This is a genomic window from Halalkalibacter alkaliphilus (assembly GCF_023555415.1).
Lineage (GTDB): Bacteria > Bacillota > Bacilli > Bacillales > Bacillaceae_D > Halalkalibacter > Halalkalibacter alkaliphilus.
On record NZ_JAKRYL010000003.1, the window covers coordinates 14,354 to 35,675 of the forward strand.

At 38.8% G+C, this 21,322-nt stretch carries 19 protein-coding genes; 18 read left to right on the plus strand and 1 reads right to left on the minus strand.

From position 1 onward, the window contains the following. Positions 1–41: 41 nt before the first annotated feature. The 15 genes from nusB to MF646_RS03390 all read left to right on the plus strand — a co-directional run bounded on the left by nusB (position 42) and on the right by MF646_RS03390 (position 15,799). Positions 42–437: a transcription antitermination factor NusB gene (nusB, locus tag MF646_RS03320; RefSeq protein ID WP_250095078.1), complete on the plus strand. Its 396-nt coding sequence runs from the start codon at positions 42–44 to the stop codon at positions 435–437. Positions 438–465: 28 nt separating this feature from the next. Next, positions 466–1,311, plus strand: coding sequence for a bifunctional methylenetetrahydrofolate dehydrogenase/methenyltetrahydrofolate cyclohydrolase FolD (gene folD / locus MF646_RS03325; RefSeq protein WP_250095079.1), 846 nt, complete (start codon positions 466–468; stop codon positions 1,309–1,311). 9 nt (positions 1,312–1,320) lie between these two features. Further along, positions 1,321–2,670 carry an exodeoxyribonuclease VII large subunit gene (gene xseA, locus MF646_RS03330; RefSeq protein WP_250095080.1) on the plus strand — a complete coding sequence of 450 codons (1,350 nt, stop codon included), beginning with the start codon at positions 1,321–1,323 and terminating at the stop codon, positions 2,668–2,670. Between the two features lie 12 nt (positions 2,671–2,682). After that, positions 2,683–2,916 carry an exodeoxyribonuclease VII small subunit gene (locus MF646_RS03335; protein WP_250095081.1) on the plus strand — a complete coding sequence of 78 codons (234 nt, stop codon included), beginning with the start codon at positions 2,683–2,685 and terminating at the stop codon, positions 2,914–2,916. A gap of 2 nt (positions 2,917–2,918) precedes the next feature. Then, on the plus strand, positions 2,919–3,809 hold the full coding sequence (locus MF646_RS03340; RefSeq protein WP_338035467.1) for a polyprenyl synthetase family protein: 891 nt from the start codon (positions 2,919–2,921) through the stop codon (positions 3,807–3,809). A 693-nt stretch (positions 3,810–4,502) separates the two neighbouring features. Next, the gene (locus MF646_RS03345; RefSeq protein WP_250095082.1) at positions 4,503–5,099 is read left to right on the plus strand and encodes a hypothetical protein; all 597 of its coding nucleotides are present in this window, start codon (positions 4,503–4,505) and stop codon (positions 5,097–5,099) included. A 21-nt stretch (positions 5,100–5,120) separates the two neighbouring features. Then, on the plus strand, positions 5,121–7,010 hold the full coding sequence (dxs, locus tag MF646_RS03350; RefSeq protein ID WP_250095083.1) for a 1-deoxy-D-xylulose-5-phosphate synthase: 1,890 nt from the start codon (positions 5,121–5,123) through the stop codon (positions 7,008–7,010). A 6-nt stretch (positions 7,011–7,016) separates the two neighbouring features. Then, complete coding sequence (locus MF646_RS03355; RefSeq protein ID WP_250095084.1) at positions 7,017–7,844, plus strand: TlyA family RNA methyltransferase; 828 nt, start codon at positions 7,017–7,019, stop codon at positions 7,842–7,844. 238 nt (positions 7,845–8,082) lie between these two features. Then, positions 8,083–8,532, plus strand: a complete 450-nt coding sequence (ahrC, locus tag MF646_RS03360; RefSeq protein WP_250095085.1) for a transcriptional regulator AhrC/ArgR — start codon at positions 8,083–8,085, stop codon at positions 8,530–8,532. 13 nt (positions 8,533–8,545) lie between these two features. Then, the gene (gene recN, locus MF646_RS03365) at positions 8,546–10,270 is read left to right on the plus strand and encodes a DNA repair protein RecN (RefSeq protein WP_250095086.1); all 1,725 of its coding nucleotides are present in this window, start codon (positions 8,546–8,548) and stop codon (positions 10,268–10,270) included. 124 nt (positions 10,271–10,394) lie between these two features. After that, entirely contained in the window at positions 10,395–11,684 is a 1,290-nt protein-coding gene (gene spoIVB, locus MF646_RS03370) for a SpoIVB peptidase (protein ID WP_250095087.1), read from the plus strand. Between the two features lie 242 nt (positions 11,685–11,926). Further along, the gene (spo0A, locus tag MF646_RS03375) at positions 11,927–12,727 is read left to right on the plus strand and encodes a sporulation transcription factor Spo0A (RefSeq protein WP_250095088.1); all 801 of its coding nucleotides are present in this window, start codon (positions 11,927–11,929) and stop codon (positions 12,725–12,727) included. Positions 12,728–13,195: 468 nt separating this feature from the next. Continuing rightward, the gene (gene steA / locus MF646_RS03380) at positions 13,196–14,323 is read left to right on the plus strand and encodes a putative cytokinetic ring protein SteA (protein ID WP_250095089.1); all 1,128 of its coding nucleotides are present in this window, start codon (positions 13,196–13,198) and stop codon (positions 14,321–14,323) included. Beyond that, on the plus strand, positions 14,316–14,987 hold the full coding sequence (locus MF646_RS03385; RefSeq protein WP_250095090.1) for a glycosyltransferase family 2 protein: 672 nt from the start codon (positions 14,316–14,318) through the stop codon (positions 14,985–14,987). Before steA ends, MF646_RS03385 begins: the two co-directional genes overlap by 8 nt. Next, positions 14,984–15,799, plus strand: coding sequence for a hypothetical protein (locus MF646_RS03390; RefSeq protein WP_250095091.1), 816 nt, complete (start codon positions 14,984–14,986; stop codon positions 15,797–15,799). Before MF646_RS03385 ends, MF646_RS03390 begins: the two co-directional genes overlap by 4 nt. A 17-nt stretch (positions 15,800–15,816) precedes the next feature. Here MF646_RS03390 and MF646_RS03395 read toward each other — a convergent pair whose 3' ends face one another. Continuing rightward, positions 15,817–16,053, minus strand: coding sequence for a DUF2627 domain-containing protein (locus tag MF646_RS03395; protein WP_250095092.1), 237 nt, complete (start codon positions 16,051–16,053; stop codon positions 15,817–15,819). A gap of 159 nt (positions 16,054–16,212) precedes the next feature. Here MF646_RS03395 and MF646_RS03400 point away from each other — a divergent pair, with 159 nt between their 5' ends. From MF646_RS03400 to lpdA, 3 genes are all read left to right on the plus strand, one after another. Beyond that, on the plus strand, positions 16,213–18,264 hold the full coding sequence (locus MF646_RS03400) for a sigma-54 interaction domain-containing protein (protein WP_250095093.1): 2,052 nt from the start codon (positions 16,213–16,215) through the stop codon (positions 18,262–18,264). Positions 18,265–18,443: 179 nt separating this feature from the next. Beyond that, positions 18,444–19,538, plus strand: coding sequence for a branched-chain amino acid dehydrogenase (gene bcd, locus MF646_RS03405; RefSeq protein ID WP_250095094.1), 1,095 nt, complete (start codon positions 18,444–18,446; stop codon positions 19,536–19,538). A gap of 358 nt (positions 19,539–19,896) precedes the next feature. Continuing rightward, positions 19,897–21,318 (plus strand): dihydrolipoyl dehydrogenase, encoded by a 1,422-nt coding sequence (gene lpdA, locus MF646_RS03410; protein WP_250095095.1) that lies wholly within the window; start codon positions 19,897–19,899, stop codon positions 21,316–21,318. Positions 21,319–21,322: the final 4 nt, after the last annotated feature.

Here is a 21,322-nt window from a genome sequence, read left to right on the forward strand (position 1 = left end):
TGCTATTATCAACATATTAAACGAACAGAAGGAGTTTGACTATGAATCGAAGAGTAGCAAGACTCAGAGCGGCACAAGCGCTCTATCAAATAGACCTAACAGAGAGTGAGATGGATGAAGCGATCGAGAGCGTTCTAGATGAAGGTGAGACTCCAAGTTCTTTTATGCTTGAGCTTGTCCGAGGAACGCTTGAACATAAAGAAATCATAGATCCAGTCATCTCTTCCAGTCTTCAAGGTTGGACTCTTGATCGAATGGGCCTTGTAGATCGTGCCATTGTACGTATGACTGTATATGAAATGAAGTACATTGAAGATATTCCTGTTAATGTTACTTTTAATGAAGGAATTGAACTGGCAAAAGCGTTTGGTGGGGAAGAATCAGGAAAGTTTGTAAATGGAGTTTTGTCTAAAGCAATGGAGCAGTTACACAAATAAGTTTGTACAAAAAGGAGCGGAATACGTCATGACAGCATTATTATTAAACGGAAAAGAATTAGCAGCTAAAAAGAGAGAACAGTTAAAAAGAGATGTAGAAGAATTGGCTTCTCAAAATATTGTACCAGGCTTGGCCGTTATTTTAGTTGGGGAAGATCCTGCATCCCAAACATATGTTAGAGCAAAACAAAAAGCATGTGAACAAGCAGGAATTCACTCGGTACTTATTGAAAAACAAAATACCATTACCGAAGAAGAGCTACTAGCAGAAATTGACCGACTTAACGACGATCCTTCAATTGATGGCATTTTAGTTCAGCTTCCAATTCCTGAACACATTTCAGAACAAGCTGTTATTGAAAGAATTGCTCCTAATAAAGATGTTGACGGATTTCACCCAATCAATATCGGTAAAATGATGACAGGAGAAGATACGTTTCTTCCATGTACGCCTTTTGGTGTTGTAGAAATGTTAAAAGAAGCAGAAATTGACCTTGTAGGTAAGCATGTTGTTGTTGTTGGAAGAAGCAACATTGTCGGAAAACCAGTTGGACAACTGCTTTTAAATGAACATGCAACAGTTACATATACACATTCAAGAACGAAAAACTTACGAGAAATGACGAACCTTGCAGATATTTTAATTGTCGCAATTGGCAAGCCGGAATTTATTTCAGCTGAAGACGTGAAAGATGGTGCTGTTGTCGTGGATGTTGGAATTAACCGTGTGGACGGAAAACTTGTTGGAGATGTTGATTTTGATAGCGTCAAAGAAAAAGCATCTTATATTACACCTGTCCCAGGAGGGGTAGGACCTATGACGATTACGATGCTACTTGAAAATACGGTTATTTCCGCAAGAAAGCGTTCGTAGAGGTACATAATGGCGACTAAAGATGTATTAACGATTTCTGAAGTGACCCGCTACATCAAATCAATCATGGAAGAAGATGTGATGCTTCAAAGTGTTTGGATAAGAGGAGAACTTTCAAACGTAAAGATGCATAGTCGTGGTCATTTGTATTTTACCGTAAAGGACGATAAATCTAGAATGCAAGCAGTCATGTTTGCAGGTCACAATCGATATTTGAAATTTAAACCTGAAAATGGGATGAAGGTACTGCTTCGAGGTGAAGTAAATGTGTATGAACCATATGGACAGTACCAATTTTATGCAAAAGAGATGCAGCCAGATGGAGTGGGGAGTCTATACCTAGCTTATGAAAAATTAAAGGCACAGCTTGAAAGAGAAGGATTATTTGCAAATGAACGCAAAAAAGCCATCCCTCTATTCCCTTCTCGAATTGCGGTCATTACATCCCCGACAGGAGCAGCAATACGTGATATTGTAATCACATTAAAAAGACGATACCCAATTGCTCAAATTACATTGCTTCCAGTGTTAGTACAAGGTGATCAAGCTCCTAGTTCTATTACACGTGCCATTCGACAAGCAGATCTAGCTGGTTGCTTTGATTGTTTAATCGTTGGTCGTGGAGGAGGTTCTATTGAAGAGTTATGGGCCTTTAACGATGAAGGAGTAGCTAGAGCTATATCACAAGCGAATGTTCCGATCATTTCAGCAGTTGGTCATGAAACTGATTTTACAATTAGTGACTTTGTTGCCGATTTGCGTGCCCCTACACCAACAGGGGCGGCGGAACTGGCGGTACCAGATCATCAAGAAGTGAGAAGATCTCTAACTATGCAAAAGAAGAGATTAAAGAAGCTGATGATAGATCGATTGTCTTCTGAATCTGCTAAGTTAGAACGATTTAAAAGGTCTTATGCATTTCGATATCCAGAGCAGTTAATTAGGCAAAAAGAGCAGCAACTTGATGGATACATGGACAGGTTAAAACGGAGTGTCACGACAACGATCACAGGACCGGCTAATCAATTGAAACATTTAGATAAGTCTTTAACGATGCTCCATCCACAAGTGAGAGTTCGACAAGCAAGCGAGCAAAGAAATCAACTACAAGCAGCGCTCGTTAAGGCGATGAAAGAACAAATTAAAAGCAAACGAATTCCTTTTGAAAAATCAATAGGAGAATTAAACCTTCTTAGCCCTCTACGATTAATGGATCGTGGGTACAGCTTAGTGTATGATCAAAAAAACAATTCATTAATAAAATCGACACAACAAGTTGCAGTAGGCAGCAAGTTAGATATTCGTTTAAAAGATGGGAAAATCCATTGTGTAGTGGAAGATGCAGATCGAATGGAATAGGAGGAGAGTTGGATGGCAGAAAAAACGGAACTGAGTTTTGAAGAAGCGATGAAAGAACTAGAACAAGTAGTAGAGTGTTTGGAACAAGGAGATGTTCCATTAGAAAAAGCTATTACAATGTTTCAAGAAGGAATGGCATTATCGAAGCAATGTCACGAAAAACTAGAGAAAGTTGAAAAACAAATGGATCAAATCCTTCATGAAGATGGGGAGTTGGAGCTGTTAAATTTTCAGGAGGATGAGTAATCGTGAATCAAGAGCTTACTTCTTTTTTAAAGGAAACAAAAGAGCAAGTTGAGATGCGCTTGCCGCATCACCTTGAGCGATTATCTGTACCTGAAAAATTAGTTCAAGCGATGACTTATTCTTTAAAGGCAGGGGGAAAAAGAATTAGACCTGCTTTATTGTTAGCAACCATTCGAAGTTTCGAAAAGCCTATCGAATCCGGATTGGATGTCGCGTGTGCAATTGAAATGATCCATACGTATTCTTTGATTCATGACGACCTGCCGGCAATGGATGACGATGACATAAGAAGAGGCAAACCAACGAATCATAAAATATTTGGAGAAGCTCTTGCTATTCTAGCTGGTGATGCTCTCCTTACATATAGTTTTGAATTGGTTGCGCAAATAAAAAATCAAGACGTGACAGCTGAACAAAAACTACTCTTAATACAAGAGATTGCTAAAGCAGCAGGGCCTGAAGGAATGGTAGGCGGACAAGTTGCTGATATGGAAGGAGAAAATAAGTCACTAACATTAGAAGAACTTATTTATATTCATCATCATAAAACGGGAGACCTTTTAACGGCATCTATCGTAGCGGGAGCGATTATTGCAGGTGCTGCTGAAGATGATATTGCCAACCTCCGAATGTTTGCTAAGGAACTTGGTTTAATGTTTCAGATTAAAGATGATATTTTAGATGTAGAAGGAGATCCAGAGACGATTGGAAAGCCAATCGGCAGTGATGATGGTAATAATAAAAGCACGTATCCGAATCTTTTAGGGTTGGAAGGTGCGAAAAAAATGCTAAATGAGCATATGACTCAAGCAAAAGAATACTTATATAGAGTGAACATGAATCATCAATTACTTTTAACGTTAACAAACTATGTGGCAGAGCGTGACCATTAATTCAAAGCTTTTCCATTGAGCTTCGAATTAGCTCATGCTATAATAGCGTGACATGTGAGTGGTGCAGTATTCTAGTCAGTTCTCCATTCTTGAAGGCGGGGCTAAAAATCCGCCAAAGGGCACATCGATGAAGCTCCTTGTCTGGGCTTGAGGCGCCCAGCCTTGGGTCTTGACTGGGAGAAAAGGTAGTAGGGCGATCCGCAAAGGCATGTGGGCGTTGACCCTCCTACTGTGGAGGCCTTTTGCTCGGTCCATACACGAGTATGATACTAGGGCAAAGGGTATGAACCTGCAACGGCAAGCTAGGGAGCTTGTCTGCAGCGTAGCCTGCCTTGAGTGGAGGTAGAGGGGATTATGGAAATGAGGACAAAACGTGTCGGCCAACAGGTTTTGACCTTTACCCATATGAAATCTACTCTGCAAAAGAGGATAAAAGAATGGCAAGGAATTGCTGAGGAAATCTCCTAGACTGTTCGTTTGACATTTAAAGAGGATTGCAGTGTAGACTAAGTGGTAATCCAGTCTGACGCTTGGTGACAACGTTAAGTTCAGTATAAAGGGAAACCGCCACCCGCGGCGACGCGGTGGAGCTGAATTGGGAAATCCTACTGGACCTAAGCTACAGAGTTTACTCTTTAAATGACCACTCCTAACATATACATAGAACTTTTAAAAGGTGATCGATAGATAATTATGAAACCTCTTCAGAAATCAATACATTGGAGTTTGGGAATCGCCGTTATCACACTTGTGTTAGCGGCTATTTTTTCAGTTATTTCCACGTTTATTTTAAGTGGAGTGACATGGGCAGTCGGTATGTTCATTGTGTTCATTATTGTGTTTTTAGGTGTGTTCTTTGATACAATAGGTGTAGCCGCAACCGCAGCAGATGAGAAGCCATTTCACGCGATGGCTTCAGAGCGTTTACATGGGGCTAAACATGCTGTTTTAATTACGAGAAATGCAGATAAATTTGCAAATTTCTGTAATGATGTGATCGGGGATATTTCTGGTATTATTAGTGGTACGGCATCTGCCTATGTTGTCTTGCAATTATCGATACAACTAGGTTATGGTGATACATCAATACAGCAATTTGCCATTTCTATTTTATTTACAAGTGTTGTTGCTGCTTTAACAGTCGGTGGAAAAGCAGTTGGAAAAACGTTGGCGATTCATTATGCAACTCCAATTATCTATCAAGTAGGTAGATTATTATATTTTTTAGAGGTAAAACTGAAAATAAAAGTATTTTCAGGAAATGGAAAAACAAAGAAAAAGAAAAACTGACTCGAAAGTGAGGGTTCCTTTATGAAACTAGAGGAATTTAAAGACCCAAACGACCTAAAGAACTATTCAAAAAAACAGCTAGAAGATCTCGCGGAGGATATTAGACAGTTTTTAATTGGAAAATTGTCTGTTACGGGGGGACATCTAGGTCCGAATTTAGGTGTTGTTGAATTAACGCTTGCGTTGCATCATTTGTTTGATAGCCCAAAAGATAAATTCATTTGGGACGTTGGTCACCAAGCATATGTGCACAAAATTCTAACGGGTCGTGCCGATCAATTTGATAAATTGCGTCAATACAAAGGTCTATGTGGGTTTCCAAAGCGCAATGAAAGCGAGCATGATGTATGGGAGACTGGACATAGTTCAACTTCATTATCTGCTGCGATGGGAATGGCTACAGCACGGGATTTAAAAGGAACGGATGACAATGTTGTAGCGATTATTGGCGATGGAGCATTAACAGGCGGAATGGCACTTGAAGCATTAAATCATATTGGACATGAACAAACAGACTTAATTGTCATTTTAAATGATAATGAAATGTCAATTGCTCCAAATGTGGGTGCTCTTCATAATGTATTAGGAAGACTACGTACAGCAGGGAAATACCATAAGGCAAAAGAAGAACTTGAACAGTTAATCAAGAAAATCCCAGCTTTCGGTGGGAAGCTTGCATCGACAGCTGAACGTGTGAAAGATAGTCTTAAATATTTATTAGTTTCAGGGATCTTCTTTGAAGAGTTAGGCTTTACTTATTTAGGGCCAGTAGATGGACATGACCTTGATGATTTGGCGGAGAATCTTAAATATGCCAAGAAAACAAAGGGACCAGTACTCGTTCATGTACTAACGAAAAAGGGAAAAGGATATGAGCCAGCTGAAAACGATGCAAAAGGTACGTGGCACGGGCTTGGACCATATAAGATCGAATCTGGTGAAGTGGTAAAAAAACCAGGTCCTCCAAGTTACAGTGGAGTGTTTGCTGAAACTTTGAAGAAAATAGCACGTGAAGATAAACGAATTGTTGCACTAACTGCAGCGATGCCAGGTGGGACGAAGTTAGACGTGTTTGCTAAAGAGTTCCCCGAGCGTATGTTTGATGTAGGTATTGCTGAGCAACATGCGACTACGATGGCTGGTGGTTTAGCAACGCAAGGTATGAAACCAGTGTTTGCTGTGTATTCTACTTTCTTGCAACGTGGATATGATCAAGTCGTACATGATATTTGCAGACAAAACTTGAATGTTGTCTTTGCGATTGACCGAGCAGGACTTGTCGGAGCAGATGGAGAAACACATCAAGGGGTGTTCGACATTGCTTTCCTTCGTCATTTGCCCAATATGAAAATCTTAATGCCAAAAGATGAAAATGAACTTCAACATATGATTTATACTGCTGCTAAATACGATGGTGGTCCCATTGCCGTTCGTTATCCTAGAGGGAATGGATATGGAATAAAAATGGACGAAAAATTAAAGCAGTTGCCGATTGGGAAATGGGAAACATTGCAAGAAGGAACAGATGCCTGTATTTTGACTTTTGGAACGATGATACCAGTCGCTGAGCAAGCATTAGCTCATCTTTCGAAACAAGGCCTTTCGGTAAAACTCGTGAATGCAAATTCTGCAAAGCCTCTTGATGAGGACCTGTTACACGAGGTTGCTCAAAAGGAAATTCCGGTACTCACATTAGAGGAAGCTGCTCTTCAAGGTGGTTTTGGAAGTGCTGTATTAGAATTTTTCCATGACAATGGCTATCACAACATTGAAGTAAAACGGATGGGAATTCCAGATGAGTTTATTGAACATGGTAGCGTATCAGAGCTGTTAGAGGAAATTGGACTGACATCTGCCAATGTTTCTGATCAAATGATGACGATGTTACCGAAAAAAAAGCAAAGGGCGTAACGAACATTGACTAAGAAAGAACGAATAGATGTTTTGCTCGTCGAGCGAGGCCTAGTCGAAACAAGAGAAAAGGCGAAGCGATCTATTATGGCTGGACTTGTCTACTCTGGTACGGAGAGAGTGGATAAGCCAGGAATAAAAGTAGATCGGGATATTCCTCTAGAAATCAAAGGAAAACCACTTCCTTATGTGAGTCGTGGAGGATTAAAATTAGAAAAAGCCATCGAGCTTTTTCAACTTAGCTTAAAAGATAAAATTGTATTAGATATAGGTGCGTCAACGGGAGGATTCACTGATTGCTCTTTACAAAATGGAGCTAAATCAGTGTATGCACTTGATGTTGGATATAATCAATTGGCATGGAAACTTAGACAGGATGAGCGAGTTACAGTAATGGAACGAACGAATTTCCGTTATGTGAAGCCAGAGGATTTAACAGAAGGATTGCCTCAGTTTGCAACAATTGATGTATCCTTTATATCTTTAAAGTTGATTTTACCTGTATTAAAGACCGTTCTTGTTCCTAATGGAGATGTTGTCGCACTTGTAAAGCCCCAATTTGAAGCTGGTCGTGAACAAGTTGGAAAAAAAGGCATTGTCCGAGATAAAAAGGTTCATGAAGATGTATTGAAACGGATGATAGAGTTTGCTTCAAATGAAGGGTATCACGTTAGTGGCCTGAGTTATTCGCCGATTAAAGGTGGAGAGGGCAACATCGAATTTTTAATGCATTTACAATATAACGGTGACGAAGGTTCAATTAGTGACTCTATTTCGATTATGGATGTCGTCTCTACTGCACATGAGGAATTAAAAGCAAAACGAGAAGAGTAACTCATTAAAAAAGTCTCGATCAATGATTTAGGAGGGCACTGAAAAAAGGGAAAACCACCTTTTTCAGTGCCCTCATGATTTGATTGAGGCGTTTTTTTGTCTATAATTATTCATTGGAATGTATGAAAAATTATTTTTTTCGTAAATTTTAAAAGTTTTTGTAGGTGTAAATGTTGTATTGTAGAGCGAATACGTAGATAATGAACATATGAGACAGTGTAGGAATAGGTGAGAAAAGATGAATAAAGGACAAAGGCATATAAAAATTAGAGACATTATTGTCAATAACGAAGTTGAAACACAAGATGATCTAGTTGAACAATTACGAAGAGAAGGCTATAACGTAACACAAGCAACGGTATCTAGAGATATAAAAGAACTTCATCTTGTAAAAGTACCAATGCTAGATGGACGTTATAAGTATAGCTTGCCAGCAGACCAACGATTTAATCCGCTACAAAAGCTCAAGCGTGCATTAATGGACAGTTTTGTCAGCATTGACCGATCTGATAATCTAATTGTTATGAAAACATTACCGGGTAATGCGAACTCAATCGGTGCTTTAATCGATAATTTGGACTGGACCGAAGTAATGGGGACTATTTGTGGTGATGACACGATTCTTATTATTTGTAAAAATAAAGAAGAAGGGCCAGCTATAACACAGCGATTTTTAGAAATGTTATAAGGGTGTGACATGCATGTTAATTGAATTATCAATCCGACATTTTGCCATTATTGATGAATTGACCGTGCAATTCGAAAAAGGGTTAACTGTTCTTACGGGAGAGACCGGAGCAGGAAAATCAATAATTATTGACGCGATTGGTCTTCTCCTTGGAGGTCGTGGTTCTGCTGAATATGTAAGACATGGAGAGAAGCGCGCAGAAATTGAAGGCTTGTTTATTGTAGAAGATGATCACCCTATCATTGAAAAAGCAATTGAGTTTGGCATAGATGCTCAAGATTCAATGTTTATTTTAAGAAGGAATATCACCTCGCAAGGGAAAAGTATTTGCAGAGTCAATGGCAAGTTGGTTACTCTTGCTATTTTACGGGAGATTGGACAAGCCCTTGTCGATATTCATGGACAACATGAGCATCAAGCGTTAATGCAGCCAGAAGAGCACATTTCCATGTTAGATGGATATGCTTCAAAAGCTTTAACGGATACGTTTAAAGAGTATCAAATGTTATTTAATCGTGCACAACAGCTTCAAAAGCAAGTGTTGTCTCTTAGTGAAAATGAACAAGAGTTAGCACAGAAAACCGATTTATTTCAGTATCAGCTCGAAGAAATTGAACAAGCTAAATTGGTTCCAGAAGAAGACGTTCATTTAATGAATGAAAGACATAAGTTAGCACATAGTGAGAAGCTGTTCTCTCTTCTCCAAGACAGTTATTTAAGTTTGTATGGAGAAGGACGAGGGTTAGATTTTATAAACAATGCTGTGTCGCATTTAGAAGAAGCTGTTTCAATTGATCAGGAATTAAAAGATGTATTTGAATCTGTAAGTAATAGCTATTATTTGTTAGAAGAAGCGGCATTCGCTCTGCGTGATCGGGTAGAACAAATTGAGTTTGATCCAAATCGACTTGAATTCATTGAAGGGCGTCTTCATGATATACAACGGTTAAAGCGGAAATATGGGGAGACGGTAGATGATATTTTGGTGTACGCTTCTAAAGTTGAAGAAGAGTTAGATTCGATAATTAATAAAGATGATCGCATATCAAAGCTTCAAAATGAGTTAGATGGATTGTGGCAAGATTTATATATAGAAGCAAAAGCATTAACATCAATTCGGAAAGAAGCTGCTCGCGAGTTGACAGAAGCGATACATGAGCAGTTGCGTTCACTATATATGGAAAAGACCGTATTCGATGTTCGAGTAGCGGAGAGAGCGCCAAGTAAGTATGCGCCAATGATTAAGGGAAAGACGATTCCTTTTTCTCAGGACGGCATTGATACAGTAGAGTTTTATTTGTCAACGAATCCAGGAGAGCCAATGAAACCACTCTCGAAAGTGGCATCTGGTGGGGAGATCTCTCGAATTATGCTTGCGATTAAATCCATCTTTTCAAATCAACAAGGAGTCACGTCAGTTATATTTGATGAAGTCGATACTGGAGTTAGTGGACGAGTTGCTCAAGCTATTGCTGAAAAAATCCATGCTATATCTATTGGATCACAAGTACTTTGTATTACTCATTTACCTCAAGTAGCAGCAATGGCAGATTCACATCTCTATATTCAAAAGAACGAAGAAAATGAACGAGTTAAAACCTCTGTAAAGTCCCTTTCAACAGAGGAAAAAATAAATGAAATTGCCCGAATGATTTCTGGAGTTGAAGTAACAGAACTAACGCGAGAGCATGCGAAAGAACTGTTAGAACTTGCAGAATCACTAAAGCAACCCGCTTGAAAAGCTAGCCAAAAAAGGATAGCTTTTTTCTTTTTGTTCCAGTTATAAATGTTGTTCTCTAAGGCAACATTAATAGTACATCCAGTAACGGAGGTGTGGGCAAGGAGCTAGGAGAGTGAAGTGAGTGAGAGGCGATGCAGTAAGAAAAACATTAGGTATACTTGTATTACTATTTGTCGTAAGTTTAGGTTTTTCTGATGGGGTACGTGAATGGGTGAAAGTTCCCACAGCTATGACTGTTTTCGAAGGGGATATGACCCCTGTAGTGGATGCAACAAAGTCACTAAAAGCTGTAACTGCAACTGCTGCGCCATCAGCACTTACTTTTCAAATGAATGGGGTAAGTGAAAGTGACATAACAGAGAATGTATCGTTAGAAGTCGCAGGTTTTCCTGTGAAAAGTATTGATGTTAATGTGCTTCCAAAAACAGAAGTTATTCCGGGAGGACAATCCATCGGTGTAAAGCTTAATACCGAAGGAGTGTTAGTTGTAGGTCATCATCTAGTTGAGACAGAAGATGGCAGTTCTTCCCCAGGAGAAATAGCTGGTATTGAAGTTGGAGACATGATTACGAAAATAGATGATCATGAAATCCAACGTATGAGTCAAGTAGGTGAGTATGTTCAAGCTGCAGGAGATGATGGACGAAAGCTGAAACTTGAAATTAAACGAGATCAACAAACGCTTGAAAAGGAATTGATACCTTTAAAAGCAAAAGGTGAACATTCTTACCGAATGGGTCTTTATATTAGGGATTCAGCAGCAGGGGTAGGAACTTTAACCTTCTATGACCCAGAATCAAAAAAATATGGGGCATTGGGTCATGTTATTTCTGATGTTGATACACAAAAACCAATTGTTGTTCATGATGGACAAATCATTCGTTCTTCTGTAACTTCCATTGAAAAAGGTAGCAATGGTGACCCAGGTGAAAAACTGGCAAGCTTATCTAACCAACGAGATGTATTAGGTACAATCGAAAAAAATAGTTCCTTTGGGATATTTGGAACATTAAAAGAAGCAAATTTAAAGAACAACATCCATGATAAAAAGATGCCGATCGCCCATTCAACTCACGTCAAGGAAGGGCCGGCTAAAATATTGACTGTTGTTGAAGGGGAAGAAGTAGAAGAATATGACATTGAAATTGTTAGTTCTGTTCCCCAAAAACAACCAGCAACAAAAGGAATGGTTATTAAAGTAACTGATCCAAAATTGTTGGAAGCAACAGGTGGAATTGTACAAGGAATGAGTGGAAGTCCGATTATTCAAGATGGGAAAATTATTGGTGCGGTAACTCATGTCTTTGTTAATGATCCAACAAGTGGATATGGATGTCACATTAGTTGGATGCTAGAAGAAGCAGGAGTAACTGATCATTTTTCAAATACACAGGAAGCCAAAGCGAGTTAAAATCGTTTTGGCTTCTTTTCTTTTTCATTTTTTGTGATATGATTAAGGTGTAAAGAAAATTCGACAAAAGAAAGTTGATTTGTTTGTCAATGTTCGAATCAGGTCGAATGAGGTAGTATACTGAAGAATAAGTTAGGAAATGTAAAAAAACTAATTAAATTTCAAAAAAAATAAAGGGAAATAAAATCCCTTGTCGAAAACTTAAAACTATGACAGAAAATAGGAACAGAGGAGGCTTTATTGTGCAAAAAGTAAAAGTATGTATCGCAGATGATAATCGTGAGTTAGTCAATTTACTCAATGAATACATATCAGCTCAGAATGACTTAGAAGTAGTAGGAACAGCGTACAATGGTCAGGAATGTTTAAGTTTGATCGAGGAGCAAGAGCCGGATGTATTAATCTTAGATATTATTATGCCTCATTTAGACGGATTAGCTGTACTTGAGCGGATTAATAAATTAAATTTGAAGAAAAAGCCTAATATTATTATGTTAACTGCTTTTGGTCAGGAAGATGTTACGAAGAAAGCTGTTGATTTAGGAGCTGCTTACTACGTACTTAAGCCGTTTGATATGGAAGTGTTAATATCTAATATTCGTGAAATCAGTGGACAAACAAGATCATTTGTTCAACAGGCTCCACTTAACTCATTTATTTCAAATAAATCACAACCAGAACAGCATAGCTTTAACTTAGATGCAAGTATTACAAGTATCATTCATGAAATTGGTGTGCCAGCTCATATCAAAGGCTATATGTATTTACGTGAAGCAATTACGATGGTCTATAATGATATTGAATTACTAGGATCGATTACAAAAGTATTATATCCAGATATTGCAAAGAAGTTTAATACAACATCAAGTCGGGTGGAACGTGCTATTCGTCATGCGATTGAAGTAGCTTGGAGTCGTGGGAATATTGATTCCATTTCTAGTCTGTTTGGATACACAGTAAGCCATTCTAAGGCGAAGCCGACAAACAGTGAATTCATTGCAATGGTTGCTGATAAGCTTAGGATTGAACATAAAGTTTCTTGAAAGGATCGCAATCAAGATACAAATAAAGACTAAAGAAAAAAGCACTTCAAACAGAGGGCACTGAAAAAAATCACTTTTTCAGTGCCCTCTTCAAAACTTGAAGTGTTTTTTCTTTATTTGTAAAAATGTCAATAAACCAAAAATAAAAAGGGTTTTCACTATCTCTATAGTAGTAAATAGTATGAGAGGGGTGAAACGTATTGGGAGATGGGAAGATCACAGTCATTATAACCGTGGCAGTAGCTATGGTCATAAAGACACTTTTTGTGTCGGCTCTATTTTATTGGTGGAAAAATGAAAAGAAAAAGGGACGATTTTAGCATTTCCATTTTTTAGGGAGTGCTGTTTTTCGTACAATGGACTTAAACTCCTCTTTTATTTTTTCAATTTACCAAAATCTTTCCTATTATAAATAAAATCGCTAAAATTGCTCATATTATGACCAAACGGTGCAAAGAGGGTTATCATATGAGGAATTTGATAAAAGGACCTATCTATGAACACAAACAAACCAAAAAGCTGCTTCATTATTTACCAAAACGAAGCATTGTTTTTTTATGGCATGAAGACCTTGATGGTGTAGCAGTCGATGGATTAATTGAAGCGCAAGTGAAGGCAGTGATTAATGCAAAAACTTCGATGACAGGCCATTATACACAGCATCACGTAAGGCGTTTGCTTCAAGCAGGAATCCCGGTCTTTGATATAACAGCTTCTTGCAAGCATGACAGATTGTATCAAGGGGATGAAGCAATTATCTTTCAAGATGAACTTTATGTAGACGATCAGTTAGAGCCAATGTTTGTAGCAAGTTTGAAATCATATACAGAAGAATTAATTAATGAAAAAGCAATAGAAGCACGTAACAACTATTCAGATCAATTTGATAAATTTGTTCATAACACAATAACTTATGCTGAAAAAGAATGTGATTGGTTTAAGCAATTCCCTGCTATTCCATCTTCTTTTGAAGTAGTGAATCAAAAAGAGGTATTTATAGTAGCGAGGAATACAAAGTATGAAAAGGATATTAAAGCAGTCCGCCATGCAATGATGAAAAAGGGGACGGTCATTGTTGCGGTGGACGGGGCTGCAGATGGTTTGTTAAAACAAAAAATTGTACCTGATTTTATCATTGGCGATATGGACTCGATTAGTGAGAAGGCTATTGATTGCGGGGCGCAATTAATTTGTCACGAACACCCAAACGGATCTTCACCAGGAAAAGAACGATTAAATAAAATGGGGTTATTTGTTGATACGATCCGCTTCGTTGGAACAAGTGAAGATGTAGCCATTACAGCATCTTATTGGTCGGGTGCTAACCACCTTTATTTAATAGGTTGTCGTTTGGGTATGACAGAGTTTCTAGAAAAAGGACGTGCAGGTATGGGATCGACTTGGTTGTGTCGAATTCAAGCTGGTGAAAAAATAACAGACTTAAAGGGAATTCATCACCTGACAAACCGATCTATTAGTCCATTATTATGGCAGAAAAAAAATCGAGTAAAACCTTCTCTAATTGAAACAATTCATCATCTTGTCAGTGGCCGTGTAGGGTTATGGAAGAAGAGGGAGGTTCTTCGCCATGATTGATACATCTTTTGTGATAGCGGCCTATAATGAAGAAGAGACGCTTGAAAAGACACTTCTTGCTATTAGAGCTAACAAGGAATTCAAACAGTCAGAGATCATCGTCGTTGATGATGGAAGTAAGGATCAAACAAAAGCAGCAGCGGAGAAATATGCAGATAAAGTTATTTCGTATTCAACGAACAAAGGAAAAGGATACGCTATGCAGCTTGGATGGAGGAGTGCACAGGGAGAATATATTGTCTGTTTAGATGCAGACCTCGAGGAATCAGCTAGTGAGGCATTTGCACTCCTTGAACCAATTCGCCAAAATAAAGCGGATATGACCATTTCGATTATTAATCCTGGGAAGAAGTCTGGAATGGGCATGGTGAAACGAAGAGTCCAAACGATTGTTTATCAGAAAACTGGGGTAAAATTAGAAGCTCCATTATCAGGTCAGCGAGCATTTCGCCGAAAGTGGCTTTCGGTTCTATTGAGCAAATCTTACTTTGGATTTGGTATTGAAACACAGATGACAATCGATCTATTAGAAGCAGGGGCAACTTGTTTAGAAATACCAACGACTATGAAGCATCGTGAAATGGGAAGAGATGTAAAAGGGTTCATTCATCGTTTAAAGCAGTGGGTAGATATAGAAAAACAACTAAGAGGTGTGCAATCATGATTGCCTTCTTTCTGTCAATGCCAATCATTGCTTTTTTAAGCCTTATTTCGTTTCAAACAATGAAGTTAGGTGTGTTGAATTATGAAGGAAGGTTTGTTCCTTATAGTCTAGGAGTTGTCATTATATATAGTTATAGTTATTTATTTGCTCTTTCTCCAGGACTTGAATCAGTATCCATGGCTTCTTTTATTTTTGTCTTTTCGATTTGGTTACTAGGTCTTGTTGATGATGTGTTTGGCAAGCCGTATCCAAAAGGATTAAAAGGCCATGTTTTGTATGCGTTTCAAAATAAACGTATTACAACGGGATTGGTAAAAGCAGCTGGCACCATTGTAGTAGCATTGCTATTCGTCTGGATGACGCCTTTGTACACGTACTTTGCCACATTCCTCTCTCTTTTCTTACTTATAGGTCTTCCGCATGTCATGAATTTATTTGATACTCGTCCGTTACGAGTGTGGAAGGGAGCGTTATGTTTTGTTGTTCTCGTTCTACTTATTAATCCGCTTCCATCTTTTATCTATATTGTCATGCTCCTATCTGTCTTTTATGTTTGGTACGTGCTTGAAGGCTACAGAAAGGCGATGCTTGGAGATAATGGGGCTACCGTAGTTGGGGCCATCTTAGCAGTAGTAGCAATCAATCATTTACCAATAGGACTTCAACTTTTTGTTCTCTTTGTAGTTAGTTTCTTTATCGTCATTGCAGAAAAGTATTCGTTTTCAACAATTATTGAACATTCTTCTTTGCTTCGTATGATTGATCAAATTGGAATTATGAATAAACATCAAAAGGGTGACTCGCACAACTAGAGTCACCCACTTTGAGTTTATTTTTTTTGAAACCTTGGTGCAATTTTTCCATTTTTGCGGTCGCGATAAAAAATAAATCCACCAATAAAGCTTAGTCCAGCAAAGAAAAGGACCAGTCCAGCGAAAAATTGTAACGAAAGGTTTGGGAATGGACTATTAATGATTTGAAAAATAGTATCTCGCATCAACTTAATTCCATATCCCGCAATGACTCCTGGTATTACTAATATCATTAAGGCGATAAAACGTCCCATCAACAATTCCTCTTTCATCATTTACTATAGTTTATATTTTAACGAAATTTCATCAATGTGTACACGTTAGTGGTTGCATTTTTGTGTCATTTGCGTAATAGTAAAAGGAGGAAAATTAATAGTAGAAGTTAAGACCAAGTCATAAAAGGGGGAGTATTGATGAAACGCGCGGTAATTATTGGTGCTGGTCAAGGTGGAACAGCCCTGTTTCGATTACTCATGAATATGGAACACATTCAAGTTATTGCCGTGTATGATATTCTATCATCTGCCCCAGGCATTGTAGAGGCTGAGAAACATCATGTGAAAATCGGATCTGATTGGAGAGAAATTCGTAATGATCAGGTTGATTTTATTTTTGAATCGACAGGGAATCCTGATGTTCTTACGGAACTTAGGAAAACGATTCAACCCAATACAATGATTGTTCCCTCTCAATTAGCCAGGCTTTTCTACTCTTTAATGAAAGAGAAAGATCAACTAATTGTCAGGCTGAATGAACAAATGTCGATTCAAGAAACGATCTTAAATTCGACTCACGATGGGATGATAGCAATTAATTCCAGTGAACAGATCTTAATCTTTAATGAGGCTGCTGAGCGAATATCAGGGATACAAGCTCAGTCAGCAATCGGGCGTCCTCTTCGTGAGGTTATGAAATCGAGTGGGTTACCACGGGTAATGAGAACACAGCAAGCAGAACATCACCGCAAGCAGCAACTTCAAAATGGGACGATTGTCATTACAACAAGGGTCCCGATGATTGAAGAAGGTCGCTGCATCGGTGCATTAGCTGTCTTTAAAGATATAACAGATATGGTGGAAATGGCAGATCAAGTGACGAACTTAAAAAATGTTCAAACTATGCTTGAAGCTATTATTCAATCTTCAGATGATGCAATCTCAGTTGTAGATGAGAATGGGATAGGCCTAATGATAAATCCAGCCTATACGAGGTTAACGGGATTACAGCCTGAAGAAGTGATAGGACATCCTGCAACTGCAGATATTTCTGAAGGGGAAAGCATGCATTTACAAGTACTTGAAACGGGAAAAGCTGTTAGAGGGGTTTCTTTAAAAGTTGGACCAAACAAAAAAGATGTGATTGTAAATGTAGCACCAATCATAGTGGATGGACAGAAGCGAGGAAGTGTAGGGGTCATCCATGATGTCTCTGAGTTGAACTCTTTGCACGGTCAACTTGAGAAAGCAAAAAAACGAATTCAAACACTTGAAGCTAAATATTCTTTTGATGAAATTATAGGAACATCCGAGGAGATGAGGGTGGCAATTGAACAAGCTAAATTAGCGGCTCAAACTCCCGCAACAATTTTATTACGAGGCGAATCAGGTACCGGAAAAGAACTATTTGCTCACGCTATACATAATGAAAGCCAAAGGAAACATCACTCGTTTGTTCGTGTTAATTGTGCTGCGTTATCGGAACAATTGCTTGAGAGTGAATTGTTTGGCTATGAGGAAGGTGCCTTTACGGGAGCGAAACGTGGAGGGAAGAGAGGGTTATTTGAAGAAGCTAATAATGGAAGTATCTTCTTGGATGAGTTAGGGGAACTCTCCAGTACAATGCAAGCTAAATTATTACGCGTTCTTCAGGAACAAGAAATCATTAGAGTCGGAGGAACGAAGCCAATATCCATAAACGTTCGAGTCATTGCTGCGACGAATGTAAATTTGGAAAAAGCAATAGCTGAACATCGATTTCGAGAAGACCTTTATTATAGACTAAATAAATTTCCAATCTCTATTCCCCCTTTACGTGAACGAATGAACGACCTTGAACTTTTAGCGATGCACCTTTTGAATAAACTAAATAAAGATTATGGAAGGTACGTTCAAGCTATCTCCCATGAAGCCTTAAAGTATTTAAGTGGTTACCAATGGCCAGGTAACGTAAGGGAACTTGAAAATGTCTTAGCTCGAACGATGATTTATATGGAACCAGCAAGTCGCCGAGTAGAGTTACAACATCTTCCCCCTCTTTTTTCGAATGTTCAAACTGATACATTCATTCAAAAAAGTACAATCGGGGAAAAAGAAGAGAAACTACAGGAATTACTTAATAATTATGAGAAATCAGTAATTGTAAATACATTGGAACGTTATCAAGGAAATCGAACGAAGGCGGCAAAAGCTTTAGGTATTTCCATTCGTTCACTGTATTACAAAATGGAGAAGTATCAGATTGCATAAATGTGCATGCAAATTCTTGCGTGCTAATGAAAAATATTGCATACTCTATTTTGGATTGTGATCGTTTTGTGAAGACTATAAAGGGATGGACAAAAATTCTTTTTGTGGCACGGTTTTTGCAAAGGATAGGGTAAGGAGTCATCTTTTTTTGAAGGTGACGTATTTAAGGAGGCTACATCATGGAATTATTCTCTTATATGGAAAATTACGACTATGAACAAGTCGTTGTGTGCCAAGACAAATTATCTGGATTAAAAGCAATTATAGCGATTCATGATACAACACTCGGTCCCGCTCTTGGTGGAACGAGGATGTGGATGTATGAGACAGAAGCAGATGCGTTTGAAGATGCACTGCGTTTAGCAAAAGGCATGACGTATAAAAACGCAGCAGCGGGATTAAATCTTGGCGGAGGAAAAACCGTTATTATTGGTGACCCTAGAAAAGATAAGAATGAAGAAATGTTTCGTGCGTTCGGTCGGTACATTCAAGGCTTAAATGGCCGATATATTACAGCTGAAGATGTAGGAACAACTGTACAAGATATGGATACAATCTATGAAGAAACGGATTATGTAACAGGGATCTCACCTGCTTTCGGTTCATCAGGAAATCCATCTCCAGTAACGGCGTATGGAGTGTATGTCGGTATGAAAGCAGCTGCTAAAGAAGCATTTGGTACGGATGATTTAGCAGGAAAAACAATTGCTGTACAAGGGGTCGGAAATGTTGCTTATAACTTGTGTAAACACCTGCATGAGGAAGGTGCCTCATTAATTGTTACGGATATTAATAAAGATTCTGTTCAAAGAGCAGTTGCAGATTTCAACGCAAAAGCGGTTGATGTAAATGACATCTATAGTGTCGATTGTGATATTTTTGCTCCTTGTGCACTAGGTGCTATTATTAATGACCACACGATTCCACAATTAAAAGCAAAGGTTATTGCAGGAGCTGCTAACAACCAATTAAAAGAAGAACGTCATGGGAGTCTTATTCACGAAATGGGCATTGTGTATGCACCAGACTACGTGATTAACGCAGGTGGTGTTATTAATGTTGCAGATGAGTTAAATGGGTATAACAGTGAACGGGCGTTGAAAAAAGTAGAAGGAATCTATCAAAACATTGAGAAAGTATTTGATATATCAAAGCGTGATCAAATACCAACATTCAAGGCGGCAGACCGTATGGCTGAAGAACGAATTGAAAGAATGAGAAGATCAAGACGTCAATTCTTACAAAACGGTCAGCATATTTTATCACGCCGCTAAGAGAGAGTTAACATAAAAAGGGCGGTTTTCCCTTTTTATGTTAACTCGTAGCAATGAGCGGAACCGCCGTTACGATTTTAAGCCATTTGAGTGATCTTCTCAAATGGCGCACGGCGAGAGAAGCCATTGCAAACATGCTTGCACGTATTAGGGAGAAAGGGCGGTTTTCCCTTTTTATGTTAACTCGAAGCAATGAGCGGAACCGCCGTTACGATTTTAAGCCATTTGAGCGATCTTCTCAAATGGCGCACGGCGAGAGAAGCCATTACAAGTATGTTAGCACGTATTAGGGAGAAAGGGCGGTTTTCCTTTTTTATGTTAACTCGACGGGAACTTTAGGAGCTAGGAGGAACGTTACATGGCTGAAGAATACGATCTTGTCATTTTAGGAGCCGGTACCGGTGGGTATGTTGCTGCCATTCGAGCAGCACAACACGGGCTAAAAGTGGCAGTAGTTGAAAAAGAAAAACTAGGTGGAACATGTTTGCATAAAGGGTGTATTCCCAGTAAGGCATTACTTCGAAGTGCAGAAGTATTTGCCACTTCAAAGCGTTCAGAAGAATTTGGTGTCATTACAAACGAAGTTAGTTTAGACTTTAAAAAAGTGCAAGCACGAAAAGAGTCAATTGTCGACCAATTGCATCGCGGGGTCCAGCATCTATTAAAGAAAGGGAAAATTGATGTGTACGAAGGAACTGGTAGGATTCTTGGACCATCCATTTTTTCCCCGACTCCAGGGACGATTTCTGTAGAACGTTCAGATGGTGAAGAAAATACGATGCTAATCCCCCAGTATGTTCTTATTGCAACAGGATCTTCGCCTCGGGAATTACCGGGACTTGCAGCAGATGGCAAGTATGTTCTCACTTCAGACCATGCTCTAGAGCTTGAGGTTTTGCCAAAATCAATCATCATTGTTGGTGGGGGAGTCATTGGGATTGAATGGGCTTCGATGCTGAATGATTTTGGTGTTGAAGTAACGGTTATTGAGTATAGTGAGCAGATTCTTCCAACAGAGGATGCAGCTATAGCAAAAGAAGCGGCAAGAATTTTAAAGAACAAGGGTATCAAAATGGTGACTGGTGCTAAGGTACTACCTGAAACTTTAGAAAAAGGGCAAGGGGTAACCGTTCAAGCTGAAGTGAAGGGACAACAAGAATTGTATCACGCAGATCAATTGCTTCTTTCTGTAGGCCGAAGTGCGAATGTAGCTGATATAGGCCTTGAAAACACCGATATTCAGGTAGAAGACGGTGTGATTGTTGTGAATGAATTTAATCAAACAAAAGAATCACACATGTATGCAATCGGAGATGTGATTGGTGGTTTACAGCTTGCGCATGTTGCTTCACATGAAGGAATTGTTGCTGTCGATCATATTGCAGGTAAGAAGCCCGATCCGATCAACTATGACACGGTCGCAAAATGTATTTATAGCAATCCTGAAGTTGCGAGTGTTGGATTAACTGAAAAACAAGCAGTAGAACAAGGCTATCAAATAAAAGTGGGAACATTTCCGTTTAAAGCGATAGGAAAAGCGCTAGTCTATGGTGAAACAGATGGGTTTGTTAAAGTGATAGCAAATGAAGACAATCAGGATGTACTAGGAGTTCACATGATCGGTCCACATGTGACAGACTTGATTTCTGAAGCAGCTTTGGCCAAAGTACTAGATGCTGCTCACTTTGAAGTAGCAGAAATGATTCATCCACATCCAACTTTATCTGAAGTAATAGGTGAGGCGGCACTTGCTGTAGATGGTTTGGCTATTCATTCATAATAGT